At 66.8% G+C, this 15,115-nt stretch carries 14 protein-coding genes; 5 read left to right on the forward strand and 9 right to left on the reverse strand.

Features of this window, described 5'->3' with window-relative positions; translation table 11 throughout:
- The first annotated feature begins 4 nt into the window (after nucleotides 1–4).
- The 4 genes from cls to sseA all read left to right on the forward strand — a co-directional run bounded on the left by cls (nucleotide 5) and on the right by sseA (nucleotide 4,025).
- Nucleotides 5–1,507, forward strand: a complete 1,503-nt coding sequence (gene cls, locus GWI72_RS07290) for a cardiolipin synthase (protein WP_161673346.1) — start codon at nucleotides 5–7, stop codon at nucleotides 1,505–1,507.
- Nucleotides 1,508–1,597: 90 nt separating this feature from the next.
- Nucleotides 1,598–2,242: a LysE family translocator gene (locus tag GWI72_RS07295; RefSeq protein ID WP_161673348.1), complete on the forward strand. Its 645-nt coding sequence runs from the start codon at nucleotides 1,598–1,600 to the stop codon at nucleotides 2,240–2,242.
- Between the two features lie 110 nt (nucleotides 2,243–2,352).
- Nucleotides 2,353–3,066, forward strand: a complete 714-nt coding sequence (locus tag GWI72_RS07300) for an alanyl-tRNA editing protein (protein ID WP_161673350.1) — start codon at nucleotides 2,353–2,355, stop codon at nucleotides 3,064–3,066.
- A gap of 119 nt (nucleotides 3,067–3,185) precedes the next feature.
- Nucleotides 3,186–4,025 carry a 3-mercaptopyruvate sulfurtransferase gene (gene sseA, locus GWI72_RS07305; RefSeq protein ID WP_161708242.1) on the forward strand — a complete coding sequence of 280 codons (840 nt, stop codon included), beginning with the start codon at nucleotides 3,186–3,188 and terminating at the stop codon, nucleotides 4,023–4,025.
- A 20-nt stretch (nucleotides 4,026–4,045) separates the two neighbouring features.
- On the opposite strand, the gene GWI72_RS07310 is transcribed toward sseA, so the two are convergent.
- From GWI72_RS07310 to GWI72_RS07330, 5 genes are all read right to left on the reverse strand, one after another.
- Nucleotides 4,046–4,594: an META domain-containing protein gene (locus GWI72_RS07310; RefSeq protein WP_209000068.1), complete on the reverse strand. Its 549-nt coding sequence runs from the start codon at nucleotides 4,592–4,594 to the stop codon at nucleotides 4,046–4,048.
- Nucleotides 4,595–4,945: 351 nt separating this feature from the next.
- Nucleotides 4,946–5,749 carry an amino acid ABC transporter ATP-binding protein gene (locus GWI72_RS07315; RefSeq protein ID WP_161673354.1) on the reverse strand — a complete coding sequence of 268 codons (804 nt, stop codon included), beginning with the start codon at nucleotides 5,747–5,749 and terminating at the stop codon, nucleotides 4,946–4,948.
- Between the two features lie 69 nt (nucleotides 5,750–5,818).
- Entirely contained in the window at nucleotides 5,819–6,985 is a 1,167-nt protein-coding gene (locus GWI72_RS07320; protein WP_390806034.1) for an amino acid ABC transporter permease, read from the reverse strand.
- Nucleotides 6,986–6,987: 2 nt separating this feature from the next.
- Complete coding sequence (locus tag GWI72_RS07325; protein WP_161673357.1) at nucleotides 6,988–8,202, reverse strand: amino acid ABC transporter permease; 1,215 nt, start codon at nucleotides 8,200–8,202, stop codon at nucleotides 6,988–6,990.
- Between the two features lie 238 nt (nucleotides 8,203–8,440).
- The gene (locus GWI72_RS07330) at nucleotides 8,441–9,457 is read right to left on the reverse strand and encodes an amino acid ABC transporter substrate-binding protein (RefSeq protein ID WP_161673359.1); all 1,017 of its coding nucleotides are present in this window, start codon (nucleotides 9,455–9,457) and stop codon (nucleotides 8,441–8,443) included.
- 282 nt (nucleotides 9,458–9,739) lie between these two features.
- Here GWI72_RS07330 and metC point away from each other — a divergent pair, with 282 nt between their 5' ends.
- Nucleotides 9,740–10,918 (forward strand): cystathionine beta-lyase, encoded by a 1,179-nt coding sequence (gene metC, locus GWI72_RS07335; protein ID WP_161673361.1) that lies wholly within the window; start codon nucleotides 9,740–9,742, stop codon nucleotides 10,916–10,918.
- Between the two features lie 93 nt (nucleotides 10,919–11,011).
- Here metC and GWI72_RS07340 read toward each other — a convergent pair whose 3' ends face one another.
- The 4 genes from GWI72_RS07340 to GWI72_RS07355 are packed head-to-tail and all read right to left on the reverse strand — an operon-like array spanning nucleotide 11,012 to nucleotide 14,733.
- Nucleotides 11,012–11,326, reverse strand: coding sequence for a lipid-A-disaccharide synthase N-terminal domain-containing protein (locus tag GWI72_RS07340; RefSeq protein ID WP_161673363.1), 315 nt, complete (start codon nucleotides 11,324–11,326; stop codon nucleotides 11,012–11,014).
- 43 nt (nucleotides 11,327–11,369) lie between these two features.
- The gene (locus GWI72_RS07345; RefSeq protein ID WP_161673365.1) at nucleotides 11,370–12,134 is read right to left on the reverse strand and encodes a glycosyltransferase family 2 protein; all 765 of its coding nucleotides are present in this window, start codon (nucleotides 12,132–12,134) and stop codon (nucleotides 11,370–11,372) included.
- A gap of 8 nt (nucleotides 12,135–12,142) precedes the next feature.
- Nucleotides 12,143–13,057: a phosphatase PAP2 family protein gene (locus tag GWI72_RS07350; RefSeq protein WP_161673367.1), complete on the reverse strand. Its 915-nt coding sequence runs from the start codon at nucleotides 13,055–13,057 to the stop codon at nucleotides 12,143–12,145.
- The gene (locus tag GWI72_RS07355; protein WP_161708243.1) at nucleotides 13,054–14,733 is read right to left on the reverse strand and encodes an ArnT family glycosyltransferase; all 1,680 of its coding nucleotides are present in this window, start codon (nucleotides 14,731–14,733) and stop codon (nucleotides 13,054–13,056) included. The genes GWI72_RS07350 and GWI72_RS07355 overlap by 4 nt, the downstream gene beginning before the upstream one ends.
- Nucleotides 14,734–15,115: the final 382 nt, after the last annotated feature.

A 15,115-nucleotide genomic window follows, 5' to 3' on the forward strand; every position in this document is an offset into this window, starting at 1 on the left:
GCCCATGCAGGGCGTCACCCAGGCTTCGCTGACGGGCAGCACCTTGACCGGGACCATCGTCCGCGATGCGACGCTCGTTGACGTGCTGCTCAACAATCTCGGGCTCATCGCCGCGATCACCGTTGTCCTCTACGGGATCGCGGCGATCTGCGCCGTGCGCGAGATCATGAACAGCCGCACCGCGCAGGGCTCCATTGCCTGGCTGCTGTCGCTCTTCTTCCTCCCCTTTCCGACGGCCTTCCTTTATCTCGTCTTCGGCTGGAAGCAGTTCGACGACTATGCCGACGTGCAGCGGAAGATGGGCCGGTTCGAGCGCACCCTGCGCGCGGCCGAGCTTGGCATCGGGGATGCCGATGCCTCGACCGAATGGCCGGTCCTGTCCAAGATCGCCAGCCTGCCCTTCCTGTCGGGCAACACCTGCACCCTCCTGATCGACGGCGAGGCCACGTTTTCCTCGATCCTGCAGGGCATCGCGGAGGCGCAGCACGTGGTGCTGGTGCAGTTCTTCATCGTGCGCGACGACGTGCTCGGGCGCACGCTGGCCGACCTCCTGATCGAGAAGGCGCGCGCCGGGGTGCGCGTCTACTTCCTGTATGACGAGATCGGCTCCAAGAGCCTGCCCAAGTCCTATCTGCGGCGTCTCCGGGCCGGCGGCATCGAGGTGTCCGGTTTCAACGAGACGCATCATTACCTGCGCCTGCTCGGACCGATGCGCATCAACTACCGCAACCACCGCAAGGTCGTCGTGGTGGACAACCGGCACGCCTGGGTCGGCGGACACAACGTGGGTGACGAGTATCTTGGCCGTGACCCGGACTTCGGTCACTGGCGCGACACCCATGTGAAGGTCTCCGGACCGGCCGCCCTTGCCTGCACGCTGTCCTTTGCCGAGGACTGGCACTGGGCGAGCGGCACCACGCTCGACATCGTCGCCCCCGGCCCCTATGACCGGGTCGGCGACGAGGCCGTCCTGGTGATGCCGACCGGGCCGGCCGATCCGCTCGAGGATTGTTCGATCGCCTTCACCGAGGCGATTTCCCGGGCCCGCAAGCGCCTCTGGATCGTCAGCCCCTATTTCGTGCCGGGATCGGAGATCCAGACCGCACTCTATGCGGCGGCGCTGCGCGGCGTGGATGTGCGCGTCCTGCTGCCGGAAAAGGCCGACCACCGTCTCGTCTGGCTGGCCAGCCACGCCCATGCGGACGATCTCGTCAACCACGGCATCCGGGTCTACCGCTATCTCGACGGCTTCCTGCACCAGAAGGTCGTTCTGGTCGACGACGATCTGGCGTCGGTCGGCACCGTGAACTTCGACAACCGCTCGTTCCGGATCAACTTCGAGATCACCTTGTGGTTCACCCACCCGTCCTTCATCCGGCAGATCGCGGACATGCTGGAGACGGACTTCCGCCGCGCCCGGCGAACCGCGCCCGATGATCTCGATCACCGGCCCTACCTGTTCCGCGTCCTGGCGCAAAGCGCGCGGCTCCTGTCGCCGATCCTCTGATCCCGGGGCGCGCGGCCTTGCGGCCGGCGGTGGCGGGGCGGCCGGACAGGCTGTATAGTCCTTGTCCGAACCGATTTGCCGGAGTTGCCCATGTCCTTCGTGCCGGAGACTGGCGTCCTTCTGAGTTTTACCGTCGCTGCCATCGTGCTGATCTTCACGCCGGGGCCGGACATGACGCTGCAGTTGTCCAAGACGCTGATGCACGGCCGGCTGGCAGGCTGGGTCTGCTTTGCCGGAGCGGTGGCGGGAAATGTGGTCCACACCGTCCTCGCCGCCGTGGGCATTTCCGTACTGCTGGCCACCTCGCCGACGGCATTCCTCGTGCTGAAGGTGGTGGGCGCGGCCTATCTCGTCTGGCTGGCCGTCGAGGCTGTGCGCCACGGATCGGCACTGTCGATCGAGGAAGGCAAGGCACCGCCCGTGCCGCTCGGCAAGCTGTTCGGCCAGGCCGTGCTGACCAACCTGCTCAATCCCAAGGTGGTGCTGTTCTTCGTGACCTTCCTGCCGCAGTTCGTCAGCGCGGGGGATCCGGCCGCCACCGGCAAGCTCTTCTTCCTCGGCATGTATTTCGTGCTGCTCACCCTGCCCTTCGGCATTGGCATGGTGGCCGGCGCCGGCGCGATCTCCCGCGCCCTGCGGACGTCGCCGCGCGCGGTCCGGGCCTTCGACTGGCTGTTTGCCGGCGTCATGGGGGCGTTCGCGGCCAAGCTTCTCACCGCGCGCGCCGCGCTCTGATCTGTCCCCGCCCTTCGGGCGACGTTGCACCCCGGCCCGGTCGTGCTAGGCTCGTCCTGCCAATCATGCCGGGCCCGCCGCCTCGCCCCTTTCACCTCCGGGAGGATTTCATGACGGAACCCCTGTTCCGAGACGATGCCTATCTGCGCAGCTGCGAAGCCCGCGTGGTTGATGTGACGGCAGACGGCGCCATCGTGCTCGACCGCACGGTCTTCTATGCCACCAGCGGCGGGCAGCCGGGCGACACGGGATACCTCGAGCGGTCCGACGGCAGCCAGATCCCGATCGCCGCCGCGATCTATGCCGACGGCAAGGACGGACACCGCCATCTGGTCGCAGCCGGTGCGCCGATGCCGGCCGTCGGAGACCTCGTGGTCGCCCATCTCGACTGGGCCCGTCGCTACCGGCTCATGCGCATGCACACGGCCCTGCACATCATCTGCGCCGTGCTCAAGACCAAGATCACCGGCTGCCAGATCGGTGCGGACGAAAGCCGCATCGACCTCGACATGCCGGAGCCGCCGGAGCGCGAGGCCATCGAGGCGGAGATCCGTGCGGCCGTCGCCCGCGACATGGCCCTGTCCACGGACTGGATCACCGATGCGGAACTCGACGCAAATCCCGGCCTGATCAAGTCGATGAGCGTCTCGCCCCCGCGCGGCAGCGGTCGCGTGCGCCTCGTGCGGATCGGCGAGGACTTCGACCTGCAGCCCTGCGGCGGCACCCATGTCAGCCGCACCACGGAGGTCGGCCGCGTCGACATCACCCGGATCGAAAAGAAGGGCAAGCTGAACCGCCGTATCCGCATCCAGCTCGCCGACTGACCGTCCCGATGGCGGACCGCACGGCCCGCCCGCAGAACCGATCCACCCCGACCCGACAGGCTGACAAGGTTTCTAAACCTGCCGGGGTCGCCCCCTTACCGCTGCCGGAGTAGACCCACATGACCTCGCCGCTCGTTTCCACCGACTGGCTTGCCGCCCATCTCACGGCCCCGGACGTGCTCGTCCTTGACGCCAGCCTGCATCTGCCGGGATCGGGCCGCGACGCCAATGCGGAATACCTGCAGGAACACATTCCCGGCGCCGTCCGCTTCGACATCGACGCCATCAGCGACAAGACCAATCCGCTGCCGCACATGCTGCCGGCACCGCACGTGTTTTCCTCCATGATGCGCAAGCTCGGCATCGGCGACGGCATGACGCTGGTGGTCTACGACAGCCTTGGCCTGTTTTCGGCCGCGCGTGGCTGGTGGATGCTGAAGACCATGGGCGCGGCGCGCGTCTTCGTGCTCGACGGCGGGCTGCCGAAGTGGAAGGCGGAAGGGCGTCCGGTGGAGGACGGGGCCGTACGGCGGCCCGAGCGTCACTTTACCGCGCGGCTGAACCACGGTGCGGTCACGGATCTTGCCGACATGCGCCGGATCGTCGAGAGCGGCGTCCGCCAGGTTGTCGATGCGCGGTCGGCCGAACGCTTCGCCGGAACGGCGCCGGAGCCGCGCCCGGGCCTTCGCTCCGGGCACATGCCGGGCGCGCTCAACACGCCGATCGCGCGGTTCCTCAATGCGGATGGCACGGTCAAGGACGAGGCGGGGCTCAGAGCCGTCTTCGCCGAGGCCGGCGTTGATCTGGCGCGTCCGGTGACGACGTCCTGCGGGTCCGGAGTCACCGCTGCCGTCGTCACGCTGGCGCTGACGCTGCTTGGTCACAGGGACCTCAGCCTTTACGACGGCTCCTGGTCGGAATGGGGCGGACTGCCCGATGCACCGGTCGTGACCGGCTGACCGGGCACGCGGCGCCCGGCTCACATGAGGGTCAGGACGGCGACGGTTTCGGCCTTGGCATTGAGCAGGATCAGCTTGCCGCGCTCGCTTCGGTAATCGACCGTGGCGTTGATGGCGTCGACGAACTTGCGCTCCTGGTCCATCACGGCCGGGGCGCAGGCCTTGCGGGTCAGGGCGAGCGGACCGATCTTCAGCAGGCCCGCGCCCTGGGTCACCTGACCGAACACGGTGTTGCAGCCGGTCGAGCCGGACACGGTGCCGGCTTCCTCGATTTCCAGGATGGTCTGGGCGGTGTCGATCACGCCCTTGCCGCCGATGTCTTCGGCCAGCCACTTGCCGACCAGGTCGAACGGCAGCGCCGGTTCGTCGGCCTTGGCGCTGAAGGAGAGGCTCATCACGATGGCGAGCGCGATGGGCAGGCTCATGCCCACGAGCCGCGCCAGCGGCGAGAGCCGGTCGGAGCGCGCATCGCACCGGCTGAGTGCCAGTGCCTTGCCGCGCGCGGTGGAGACGGGACCGGACTGCCGAGCGACCGCCGGCTGCACGCCGGGAATGCCAAATTCACGCAAGCCAGCTTCACGCAAGCCAGTTTCACGCGAGCCAAATACACGCAAGCCAAATACACGCACGATGGGGCCTCCTGGTCTTGTGTCCGCCAGATCGAAACCCGCAGTAGCAGACAAGCCCATAACGTAGCGTGAATCCGGACCCATAAAGATGGTCCCGTTGGCCGCGCCGACAAAAAAGGGGCGCGGAGGTCTCCCTCCCCGCCCCTTGTCTCCCGGACTGTCCTGACCGGGGCCTCCCGGCCAGATATCTGGCAGAAGGCAGACCCGATGGCTCACCAACAAGGCTCACCAACCAGGCTCACCGAAATCGCGCACCGGGGGCGCGCAGGCGCGCCCTGCCGGCAGGGTCCGTCAGTGATGCAGGATCTGGCTCAGGAACAGCTTGGTCCGCTCGTGCTGCGGGTTGAGGAAGAAGGGTTCCGGCTCGTTCTGCTCGACGATCTGACCGGCGTCCATGAAGATCACGCGGTTGGCGACCTTGCGGGCAAAGCCCATCTCGTGCGTCACGCAGAGCATCGTCATGCCTTCCTCGGCGAGGTTGACCATGACGTCCAGCACTTCCTTGATCATTTCCGGGTCGAGCGCCGAGGTCGGCTCATCGAACAGCATGATCTTCGGGTTCATGCAGAGCGCGCGGGCAATGGCCACGCGCTGCTGCTGGCCGCCCGACAGCTGTCCCGGGTACTTGTGCGCCTGCTCGGGGATCTTGACCCGCTTCAGGTAGTGCATGGCGATCTCTTCCGCCTGCTTCTTCGGCATCTTGCGGACCCAGATCGGCGCCAGGGTGCAGTTCTCGAGGATCGTCAGGTGCGGGAACAGGTTGAAGTGCTGGAAGCACATGCCAACCTCGCGCCGGATCTCGTCGATCTTCTTCAGGTCGTTGGTCAGCTCGATGCCGTCGACGACGATCTTGCCCTTCTGGTGCTCTTCCAGGCGGTTGATGCAGCGGATCATGGTCGACTTGCCCGAGCCGGACGGCCCGCAGATGACGATGCGCTCGCCGCGCATCACCTTGAGGTTGATGTCGCGCAGCACGTGGAAGTCGCCGTACCACTTGTTCATGCCGACGATCTCGACCGCCACATCGGTGTCGGACACCGTCATCTTGCTGCGGTCAACCGCGATTTCCGTGTCGGAGACTGCGTTCTCAGTCATGGGTTCACTCCAGAATACAACTTGTGCGAGGGGCGGCGCGGGCGGACCGCGCCTGCCGGTCGGCTGAAGCTAGCGTTTGTGTCCGGTATGCAGGCGGTTCTCCATGTAGATGGAGTAGCGCGACATGCCGAAGCAGAAGGTGAAGAAGATGATCGCGGCAAACAGGTATCCCGTGTGACCGGTCACCGGCGTGGCCCAGGTCGGGTCCGAGAAGGCCGACTGGATCTGGCCGAGCAGGTCGAACATGCCGACGATCAGCACCAGCGTCGTGTCCTTGAACAGGCCGATGAAGGTGTTGACGATGCCGGGGATCACCAGCTTCAGCGCCTGCGGCAGGATGATGAGACGCATCATCTGCCAGAAGCCGAGGCCGAGCGCCATCGCCCCTTCATACTGCCCCTTCGGAATTGCCTGCAGTCCCCCGCGCACGACCTCCGCCATGTAGGCGGCCGAGAACAGGGTCACGCCGATCAGCACGCGCAGGAGCCGGTCGAAGGTGATGCCGTCGGGCAGGAACAGCGGCAGCATCACCGACGACATGAACAGCACGGTGATGAGCGGCACGCCGCGCCAGAACTCGATGAAGATCACCGACACCATCTTGACGATCGGCATCTTCGAGCGCCGGCCAAGCGCCAGCAGGATGCCGAGCGGCAGCGACGCCGTGATGCCGGTCACGGCGATCACCAGCGTCACGAGCAGGCCGCCCCAGACGCGGGTCTCGACGATCGGCAGCACGACCGTGTCGCCGATCACCAGACCGGTCAGCAGGTAATAGGCAACCACCGGGAAGACGACCAGCAGCAGCACCGCATTGATCCGCTTGAAGGGAACCTTCGGGATGGCCAGCGGCACCAGCAGCAGGGCAAAGAGCGCGTAGACGATGTTCACGCGCCAGGTCTCGTCGGCCGGATAGCGGCCGTAGATGAACTGCGGGAAATAGGCCTTCACGAAGGCCCAGCAGGCGCCGACCGTCTGGCCGGAGCCCTCCGGCACGAGGCAGGCTTCCCGGTTCTCCCCGGTCCAGACCGCGTCGATGAGCGCGAACTGGACGAGCGGGGCAATCAGGAGCCAGGCGAGGTAGAGACCGATGAAGGTCAGGATCGTGTTGCCGATCGAGGAGAACAGGTTCTGGCGCATCCAGCCGACGACACCCGACGTGGAGACGGGAGCCGGCAGGCGGGGCGCTTCGTCCGTTCGGACCTGGAAGACAGAAGTTTGAGCCATCTTGTTCATCCTCACCGCTCCACCAGCGCCATTTTCTGGTTGTACCAGTTCATGAAGGCCGACGTGATCAGGCTGAGCGACAGGTAGATCGTCATCCAGACGGCGATGATCTCGACGGCCTGGCCGGTCTGGTTGAGCACCGTGCCGCCCATCGAGACAAGGTCGGGGAAGCCGATGGCCACGGCCAGCGACGAGTTCTTGGTCAGGTTGAGATACTGGCTGGTCAGCGGCGGAATGATCACGCGCATCGCCTGCGGCACGATGACGAGACGCAGCGCCGGACCGGGCCGGAGCCCGAGCGCATAGGAGGCCTCGGTCTGGCCGTGGTTGACCGCCTGGATGCCGGCACGGACGATTTCCGCGATGAAGGCGGAGGTGTAGATCGTCAGCGCGAGCGTCAGGGCCAGGAACTCGGGGATCAGCGTCATGCCGGTGCCGAGGGTGAAGCCCTGGCGCAGGATCGGGCCGCTGTCGACGAAGACCGGATGGTCAAGCGAGATCGGCATGCCGGCGGCGAAGAAGCTGATCACCGGGAGGCCGACGATCAGGCCGAGCGCGGTGAAGAACACCGGGAACTGCTGGCCGGTCGCTTCCTGGCGCTTGCGCGCCCAGCGGCGGATGACGATCGAGGCGACGATGGCCACGATGATCGCGATGCCCACCGCAGAGGCCCCCGGCGCATAGACCGGCTTGGGCAGCCACAGGCCGGCCACGTTGAGGTGGAAGGTGTCAAACAAGGACCACTTGCTGCGCTTGTCCGGTACGGCGCGCAGCACCGCGAAATACCAGAAGAAGATCTGGAGCAGCAACGGGACGTTGCGGAGGATCTCCACGTACCAGTAGGCCAGCTTGCCGATCACCCAGTTCTTCGACAGGCGGGCCACGCCCATGACGAAGCCGAGCAGCGTCGCCAGGATGATGCCGATCACGGCCACCAGCAGCGTGTTGAGGAAGCCGACCACGAGGGCATCGCCGTAGGTCGAGGCTTCCGTGTAGTCGATCAGGCTCTGGGACGTGCCAAAGCCAGCGGTTCTGTCAAGAAACCCGAATCCGGAGGCGATGTTCTGGCGCTGCAGGTTGTGGATCGTGTTGCTCACGATGGTCCAGCCGACGACCGCAAGGATCGCCACCAGCAGCACCTGGAAGAAGATGCCACGGACACGCGGGTCGTTGACCAGCGACACCCGTCCTTCGGACGCCGCTCCGTCGTTATCCCGAATTGTCATATTCCCTCGCCAAACAAGTGCCGCACCGGCGCGTGATTCAAGTCCGCGCCCGTCATGCAGTCGACCGTTTCATTTCCCCGTCGACGCGGAAACGGCCATGTGTCCCCTTGAGGCAGCCGCGATGTTGTCTTGCTTTGTGCGGTGCCCTTATGACGCTCGTCCCGACCGGTTGGTGCAACCGGCCGGGACGGCGAGACGGAACCCGGATCCTGGGATCCGGTTCACCTGTCAGCAGTCCTTAGCGGACCGGCGGCGCGTACTGCAGGCCACCCTTCGACCACAGGGCGTTCAGGCCGCGGGCGATGCCGAGCGGGGTGTCCGGGCCGATGTTGCGGTCAAAGGCTTCGCCGTAGTTGCCGACGCTCTTGACGATCTGGACGACCCAGTCGTTCGGCACGCCGAGGCCTTCGCCGAAGGCGCCTTCGACGCCGAGCAGACGCTTAACTTCCGGGTTTTCGGACTTCAGCATCTCGTCGACGTTCTTCGAGGTGATGCCGAGCTCTTCCGCGTTGATCATCGCGTAGAGCGACCACTTCACGATGTCGAACCACTGGTCGTCGCCATGACGCACCACCGGGCCGAGCGGCTCCTTGGAGATCACTTCCGGCAGGACGATGTGGTCGCCCGGGTTCGTCAGCTTCAGACGCTCGGCGTAGAGGCCGGAGGCGTCGGTGGTGAACACGTCGCAGCGGCCGGCGTCGTAGGCCTTGACCACTTCGTCGGCCTTCTCGAAGGCGACGATTTCATACGGCATGTTGTTGGTGCGGAAGTAGTCGGCGACGTTCAGCTCGGTGGTGGTGCCGGTCTGGGTGCAGACGGACGCGCCCGACAGTTCCAGCGCGCTGGCAACGCCGAGCGACTTGCGGACCATGAAGCCCTGACCGTCGTAGTAGGTCACGCCGGCAAAGTTCAGGCCGAGCGAGGTGTCACGCGACACGGTCCAGGTGGTGTTGCGCGACAGCATGTCGATTTCGCCGGACTGAAGGGCGGTGAACCGCTCCTTCGCGTTCAGCGGGGAGTACTTGACCTTGCTCGCATCCCCGAACACGGCGGCAGCCACGGCGCGGCAGACATCGACATCAAGGCCGGTCCAGTTGCCCTGCGCGTCCGGGTTGGAGAAGCCCGGCAGACCCTGGCTCACGCCGCACTGGATGAAGCCCTTGGCCTTCACGTCGTCGAGGGTGCCAGCGGACGCGGCGGTCGCGGCAACGCCCATCGCGGCGCCGAGCAGAATCGGAACGAGATTAGCTTTCATGGATTTGCAGCCTTTATTGTTACCCATCTGTACTTTTTCATCGGTCTTGCCGCGGCATCCACGTCACACCCGCCGGGGAACCCCCTGTCCGATCGTAACCGGACCCCGTTCCGCACGGCAGCACTTCCGGCTGCCGGACGGGGGACATGACTGCGCGTCAATCCAATGGTGGCCATTCGATGGCATTTGACGGGACGGGTCAAGGGGTTGCAGGTTGGTCTGAGGAAAATTTCCATTGCCGATTCCACCCCAGCGGACAGAATCGCAACCTTGACGGTGAACATGAGCAAGAAAACGCCACCAACCGCGCAGAAGCCAGACACAATTCTCGTCCACGCCGGGCGTCACCCGGAGGACTTTCACGGCTTCGTCAACCCGCCGGTCGTGCATGCCTCGACGGTGCTTTTCCCGGACACCGCGCACATGGCGCCGGGGGCACAGAAGTACAACTACGCACGTCGGGGCAATCCGACGACGGATGCCCTTGAGGAAGCTCTCATGGCGCTCGAGGGCGCGGCCGGCGTGAAGCTGGCAACCTCCGGCCTCAATGCGGTCTCCCTCGCCTGCCTGTCCTGTCTCAAGACCGGGGACCATTTCCTCGTGGCGGACACGGTCTATGGCCCGACCCGGCACTTCTGCGACACGGTCCTGCCGCGCTATGGCATCACGGTGGAATACTACCGACCGGATCTGGGCGGCGCAATCCGCAGCCTGTTCCGCCCGAACACGGCCGCCGTCTTCACCGAGGCCCCCGGCTCGCTCACCTTCGAGATGCAGGATATTCCGGCCATCGCAGCGGCAGCGAAAGAAACCGGTGCCTTTGTCCTGATGGACAACACCTGGGCGACGCCGCTCTATTTCAAGCCGATCGCCCATGGCGTCGACCTGTCGATCCAGGCCGGCACGAAGTACATCGTCGGCCACTCCGACGTGACCATCGGCACGATCGCCGCCAGTGCCCGCGCCCTGCCCGGCCTGCTGGAGCTGCACGGCGCCATGGGCGTGCACATCGCGCCCGACGATGTCTATCTCGCCCTGCGCGGCCTCAGGACCATGGGGATCCGTCTGGAGCGGCACCAGCAGACGACGCTGGCGATCGCGGACTGGCTGGCCCAGCATCCGAAGATCGCCCGGATCCGCTATCCGGCGTGGAAGGATGATCCCGGTCACGCGATCTGGGCGCGGGATTTTTCCGGCGCGAGCGGGCTGTTCGGATTCGATTTTACCCCGAACGTCAGCAAGGCCGAGGCCAGCGCCTTCCTCGACGCGCTGCGGCTGTTCGGTCTCGGATACTCGTGGGGTGGCTTCGAGAGCCTGGCGATCCCGGTAAAGCTTGCCGGCGTCCGCAGCGCCGGCACCCCGCTGCCGGAGGGGGAAAGCGTGCGGCTGAACATCGGTCTCGAGGATCCGGCCGACCTCATCGAGGACCTGTCGCGCGGCTTTGCCGCCATCGGCAACTGACGTCGCCCGGACGGGTGGGCCACCGGTCCACCCGTGTCCCGCAGGGCTTGATGCCCCCGCCCGGCTCCCGGACCCGACCCTGTGGGGCCGGGCTCAGATCGTCGGGTCGTTCCGCTTTTCCTTGAAGATCAGCCAGAGGTTGCGGAAATAGATGATGAGGCCGAGGGCCTGGCCGGCGATGAACACCGGGTCCTCGCGCTGGATCGCATAGACCAGCAGCAGCGCGCCGCCGCCGATGGAGAAGAACCAGAAGGCCACCGGCACGATCGAGCGACCGACCCGCTCCGAGGCCAGCCACTGGACGATGAAGCGCATGGAAAACAGGAACTGGGCAAAGAAGCCCAGCACGATCCAGAAATCGAATTGCTTGACGTAGACGTCGTGGAGCCATTCGTACAAGGCAGTCATGACAGTCGTCCCGGCCGGCCGTGAGAAGAGAAGTAAGCGATGATCAGGTTCCGGCGTCGATGGCCGGAGCGATGTCGGAGACGGCCGGAATGGCCTTGCGCCGCCGGCGCAGCCACCAGACACCGAACAGGTCCAGCGCACCGATGAAGGCGCGGTCGAAGATCCCGTATTTCGACGTTCCATGGCGCCGCTGGCGATCAAGCACATCGACATGCACGACGCCGAAGCCCTCGCGGATGACCAGCGCGGGCAGGAAGCGGTGCCAGCTGTCGAAATAGGGCAGACGCAGGAACACGTCGCGGCGCAGGGCCTTCAGGCCGCAGCCGCTGTCGCGGGTGTTGTCCTTCAGCAGCGCGCCGCGCAGCCGGTTGGCCAGCCGCGAGGCAATGCGCTTGGCGCGGCTCGCCTTGCGCCCGACCCGCTGCCCGGCGGCCAGCGCCACCGACGGCCCACCGGCCTCGAGCGCCCCGAGCAGATCCGGGATGTAGGCGGGATCGTTCTCGCCGTCGCCGTCGATTGTGGCAACGACCGCGCCCCGGGCGTTGAGCACGCCGGTCCTCACCGCCGCGCTCTGGCCGCAGGAGCGGGCGTGGCGCAGCGGACGCAGCCAGGGATGGCGGGCGGCATAGTCGGCCAGCACCTGGTCGGTGCCATCGCCCGACCCGTCGTCGACCACGATCACCTCGAAGACACGCCCGGTCAGCGCCTCGGCGATCTCGTCGAGCAGGATCGGCAGGTTGTCACGCTCGTCCTTGGCCGGGACGACGACGGTCACCTCGGGCAGGAGGCGCGGGGAAAGGTCACTCATGTCAGTCGTCATTCCTGCTCGGCGTCCCTGGCCGGACGCAGCGCCGAGCGACGTCCGGTCACGGTCCGCCAGAGCGCCCGGAAGCTGCGCGCGGCCGAGCGCTGGCAAATGATCGGCACGATGCTTCCATTGGCCGACAAGGTAAAGCCCAACCTGCGGCGCGCCATCCAGCGCGCGCAGAAGAGCGTGACGGTCATGCCGAGCAGCGTGCCGGCAATGACGTCGGAAGGATAATGCGCGCCGACCATGATGCGGCTGAAGGCGGCCCAGAAGGCGGCCACGATGATCAGCCAGCGCCAGCTCGGGAAGATCAGGGCGAGCGCCGTGGCCAGCGCCGCCACCGTGGTCGAGTGACCGGAGGGGAAGCTCGTGTAGGCGCCGTTGAAGACGAAGGGATCGAACTCGATCGGTCCGACCTGCTCGTAGAGCTTCGGGCGCGCACGGCCGAGGATCCACTTGAAGATCAGCGCCAGGATGCCGGTCAGGGCGACGGTGTAGAAGATGAAGGCGGCATAGGTCCAGACCATCGCCATGGCCATCCGCACCCGGCCCGTCAGGCGCTCCAGGTCGAGGAAGGCCAGATAGCCGAGGCAGAACAGACCGGTCGACCACAGGATCCAGTTGGCCTTGCCGAGGTTGGTGATCGAGGCGAAGGCCTCGCGGTAGCCGGGCGGCAGGGAGCGCAGCCAGGGATAGGTCGGGATGTCGGCGAGCACCACGGCGATGCCCACGGTCAGCAGCAGGATCGCGAGGAAGTCCTGCGGCCTCTGGCCGGCCGGCAGGGGATCATGCAGGCGCTCGGCCCGCGGATGACGATTGCCGATGATTACCTTGACACGGGCCGCATTGGCCAGAAAGCGAGCCTTGATGCCTGCGAGGCGGGCCTTCCAGCCCGTCCCTTCCGTCTCGGAACTGTCCGTCATTGCGCTGCAGACCCTGCCACGTAAAGACCGAGGTCGAGCTTGCGACCCCCGTTGATGTTGACGCCCTCTACCCTGCCCCGCAGGTCCGGCACAAGTCCAAGCGAGGCAGCGGCAGCCAGGAAGGCTTCTTCCTGACGCTTCTCGACCACGGCAATGCGGCAAGCGTCGGGCACGCTCGGGCTTTCCTTGAGGAAAGTTGCGGCCGCCTCGCCCGGCACCAGGCGGGTCTCGGTGCCCTGCAGGAACACGAAGCTGGGCTCGCTGAAGCCGCTCGACGCCACCTCCGGCGTCGGGCAGGTGGCCGTCTGGTCGATGGCCGCCGCCAGACGCGGGCTGACCCAGATCGTCTCGAGCGCCGGGCCGGAGAAGCCCCAGACACCGCCTGTCATCACCATCATCGCCGCGATTGCCCGCGGCAGCGCCTGGAGCGCCGCGCCCTTCAGCAGGCACGAGGCCGCCCAGCCGGCGAGGACGAGCGCAAAGCCGCAGAGCACGACACCCGGGGGCGAGGGCCAGACGCCGAGCGTGATCGGCGCGACGATGACGGCGCCGAGAATGGCGACCGGCAGCAGCAGCAGGAGACCGGCGGCGGCGTAGCGCAGGCCGCGGCCTGCCGTCTCGCCGGCGCCGTCCACCAGGGCGGCCGCGGCAGCGATGGCCAGCGCCGGCAGCAGCGGCATGGTGTAATGCGGCAGCTTGGTTGCCACCAGCTCGAACACGATCCAGGAGGGCACGAACCAGGCGGCGGCGAAGAGCACGAGCTTGCTGTGCCGGCTCGCCCAGATGCGGGGGGCCGCGAGCAGGAGGAAGGCAGGCAACGGCCAGAACACGGCCAGCATCGCCGCCAGATGCGTCAGCGGCGGCGCGCCATGGCTTTCCTGTCCTTCGGCCACCTTGCCGAGAAGATCACGGCCGACGGCTTCCTGGAAGAAGCTGCCGTCGGTGGCAATCCAGATCGCCACGAACCACGGCAGGATGAGCAGCAGCATCCAGGGCAGGCCGAACAGGGGGGCGGCCGCCCGGAACCAGGCAAGCCGGCGGGTCAGCAGCATCAGCGCGGCCACCGTCAGGCCGACGACCATCAGGATCACCGGGCCCTTGATCAGCACACCGCCGGCCAGTGCCGTCCAGAACACCAGCGCCAGACCCCAGCGCGGCTCGCGGTTGTCGGCGAGGAACAGGCGGGCAAGCGCCCCTTGCGCCAGCACGGTCATTGCAAAGAGCGTGGCGTCGGTCTTGCCGAGACGCGCCTCCACCCCGACGATCAGGGCTGCAGCGACCAGAAGGCCCGCGACCAGGGCAACGGGCGGGGCGGCAAAGGCCCGCGCGGTCCAGTAGGTGAGCAGCACCACGGAGAGGCCGGCGAGGAGCGAGGGCAGACGATAGACCCAGAGCGGGGCTTCCGCTCCGTAACCGGTGGCCTTGGCCGAGAGGACCTGCAGCCAGTAGATGCCGATGGGCTTCTTGTAGCGCGGCTCGTCCTGCAGGCGGATGTCGACGAAGTTGCCCGTCTCGAGCATCTGCTTGGAGGCCTGCGTGAAGCGCGGCTCGTCGCGGTCGAGCGGCGGCACGGTCCACTGGCCGGGCACGAAGAGCACGAGGGCGGCCAGAAGCAGCAGCAGGGGCGCGATGGCGTCATGGGCAAAGAGGCGCAGCCACCACGGCTTCGGGCCCATGCTGCCGGCGGCCGCGGCGGGCGCAGCGGCTGCGGCGTCGCGGCTGGCCCTGTCCGGACCCGAAGTGTCCGGACCAGAAGTGCCCGGACCGGATGTGTCCGGACCGGATGTGGCAAGGTCTGCCGTGTGCGGGACAGGCCCGGCCGCCTGGCCGGGCGAGGAAGCTGCCGTCTCGCCGGCCGGAGCGGCGGAGGGCGTTGCCTCACTCGCAGGAGCCTGTGCCGGAACCGGCTGGACTGGGGACTGGCCGGAGCCTTGGCTTTGCTGGTCGCTCATCGCGTCTCTTCTGCCTGCCTGAAACCTTTGGTCGCGCGGCGCGGAGCAAGGCCGCTGCCTGGCGCAGACCGGGCGGCCGCGCGCGACCGGCTCCCCCTGCCGAACC

This window comes from Pannonibacter sp. XCT-53 (assembly GCF_009915765.1).
Taxonomy (GTDB): Bacteria; Pseudomonadota; Alphaproteobacteria; order Rhizobiales; family Stappiaceae; genus Pannonibacter; species Pannonibacter tanglangensis.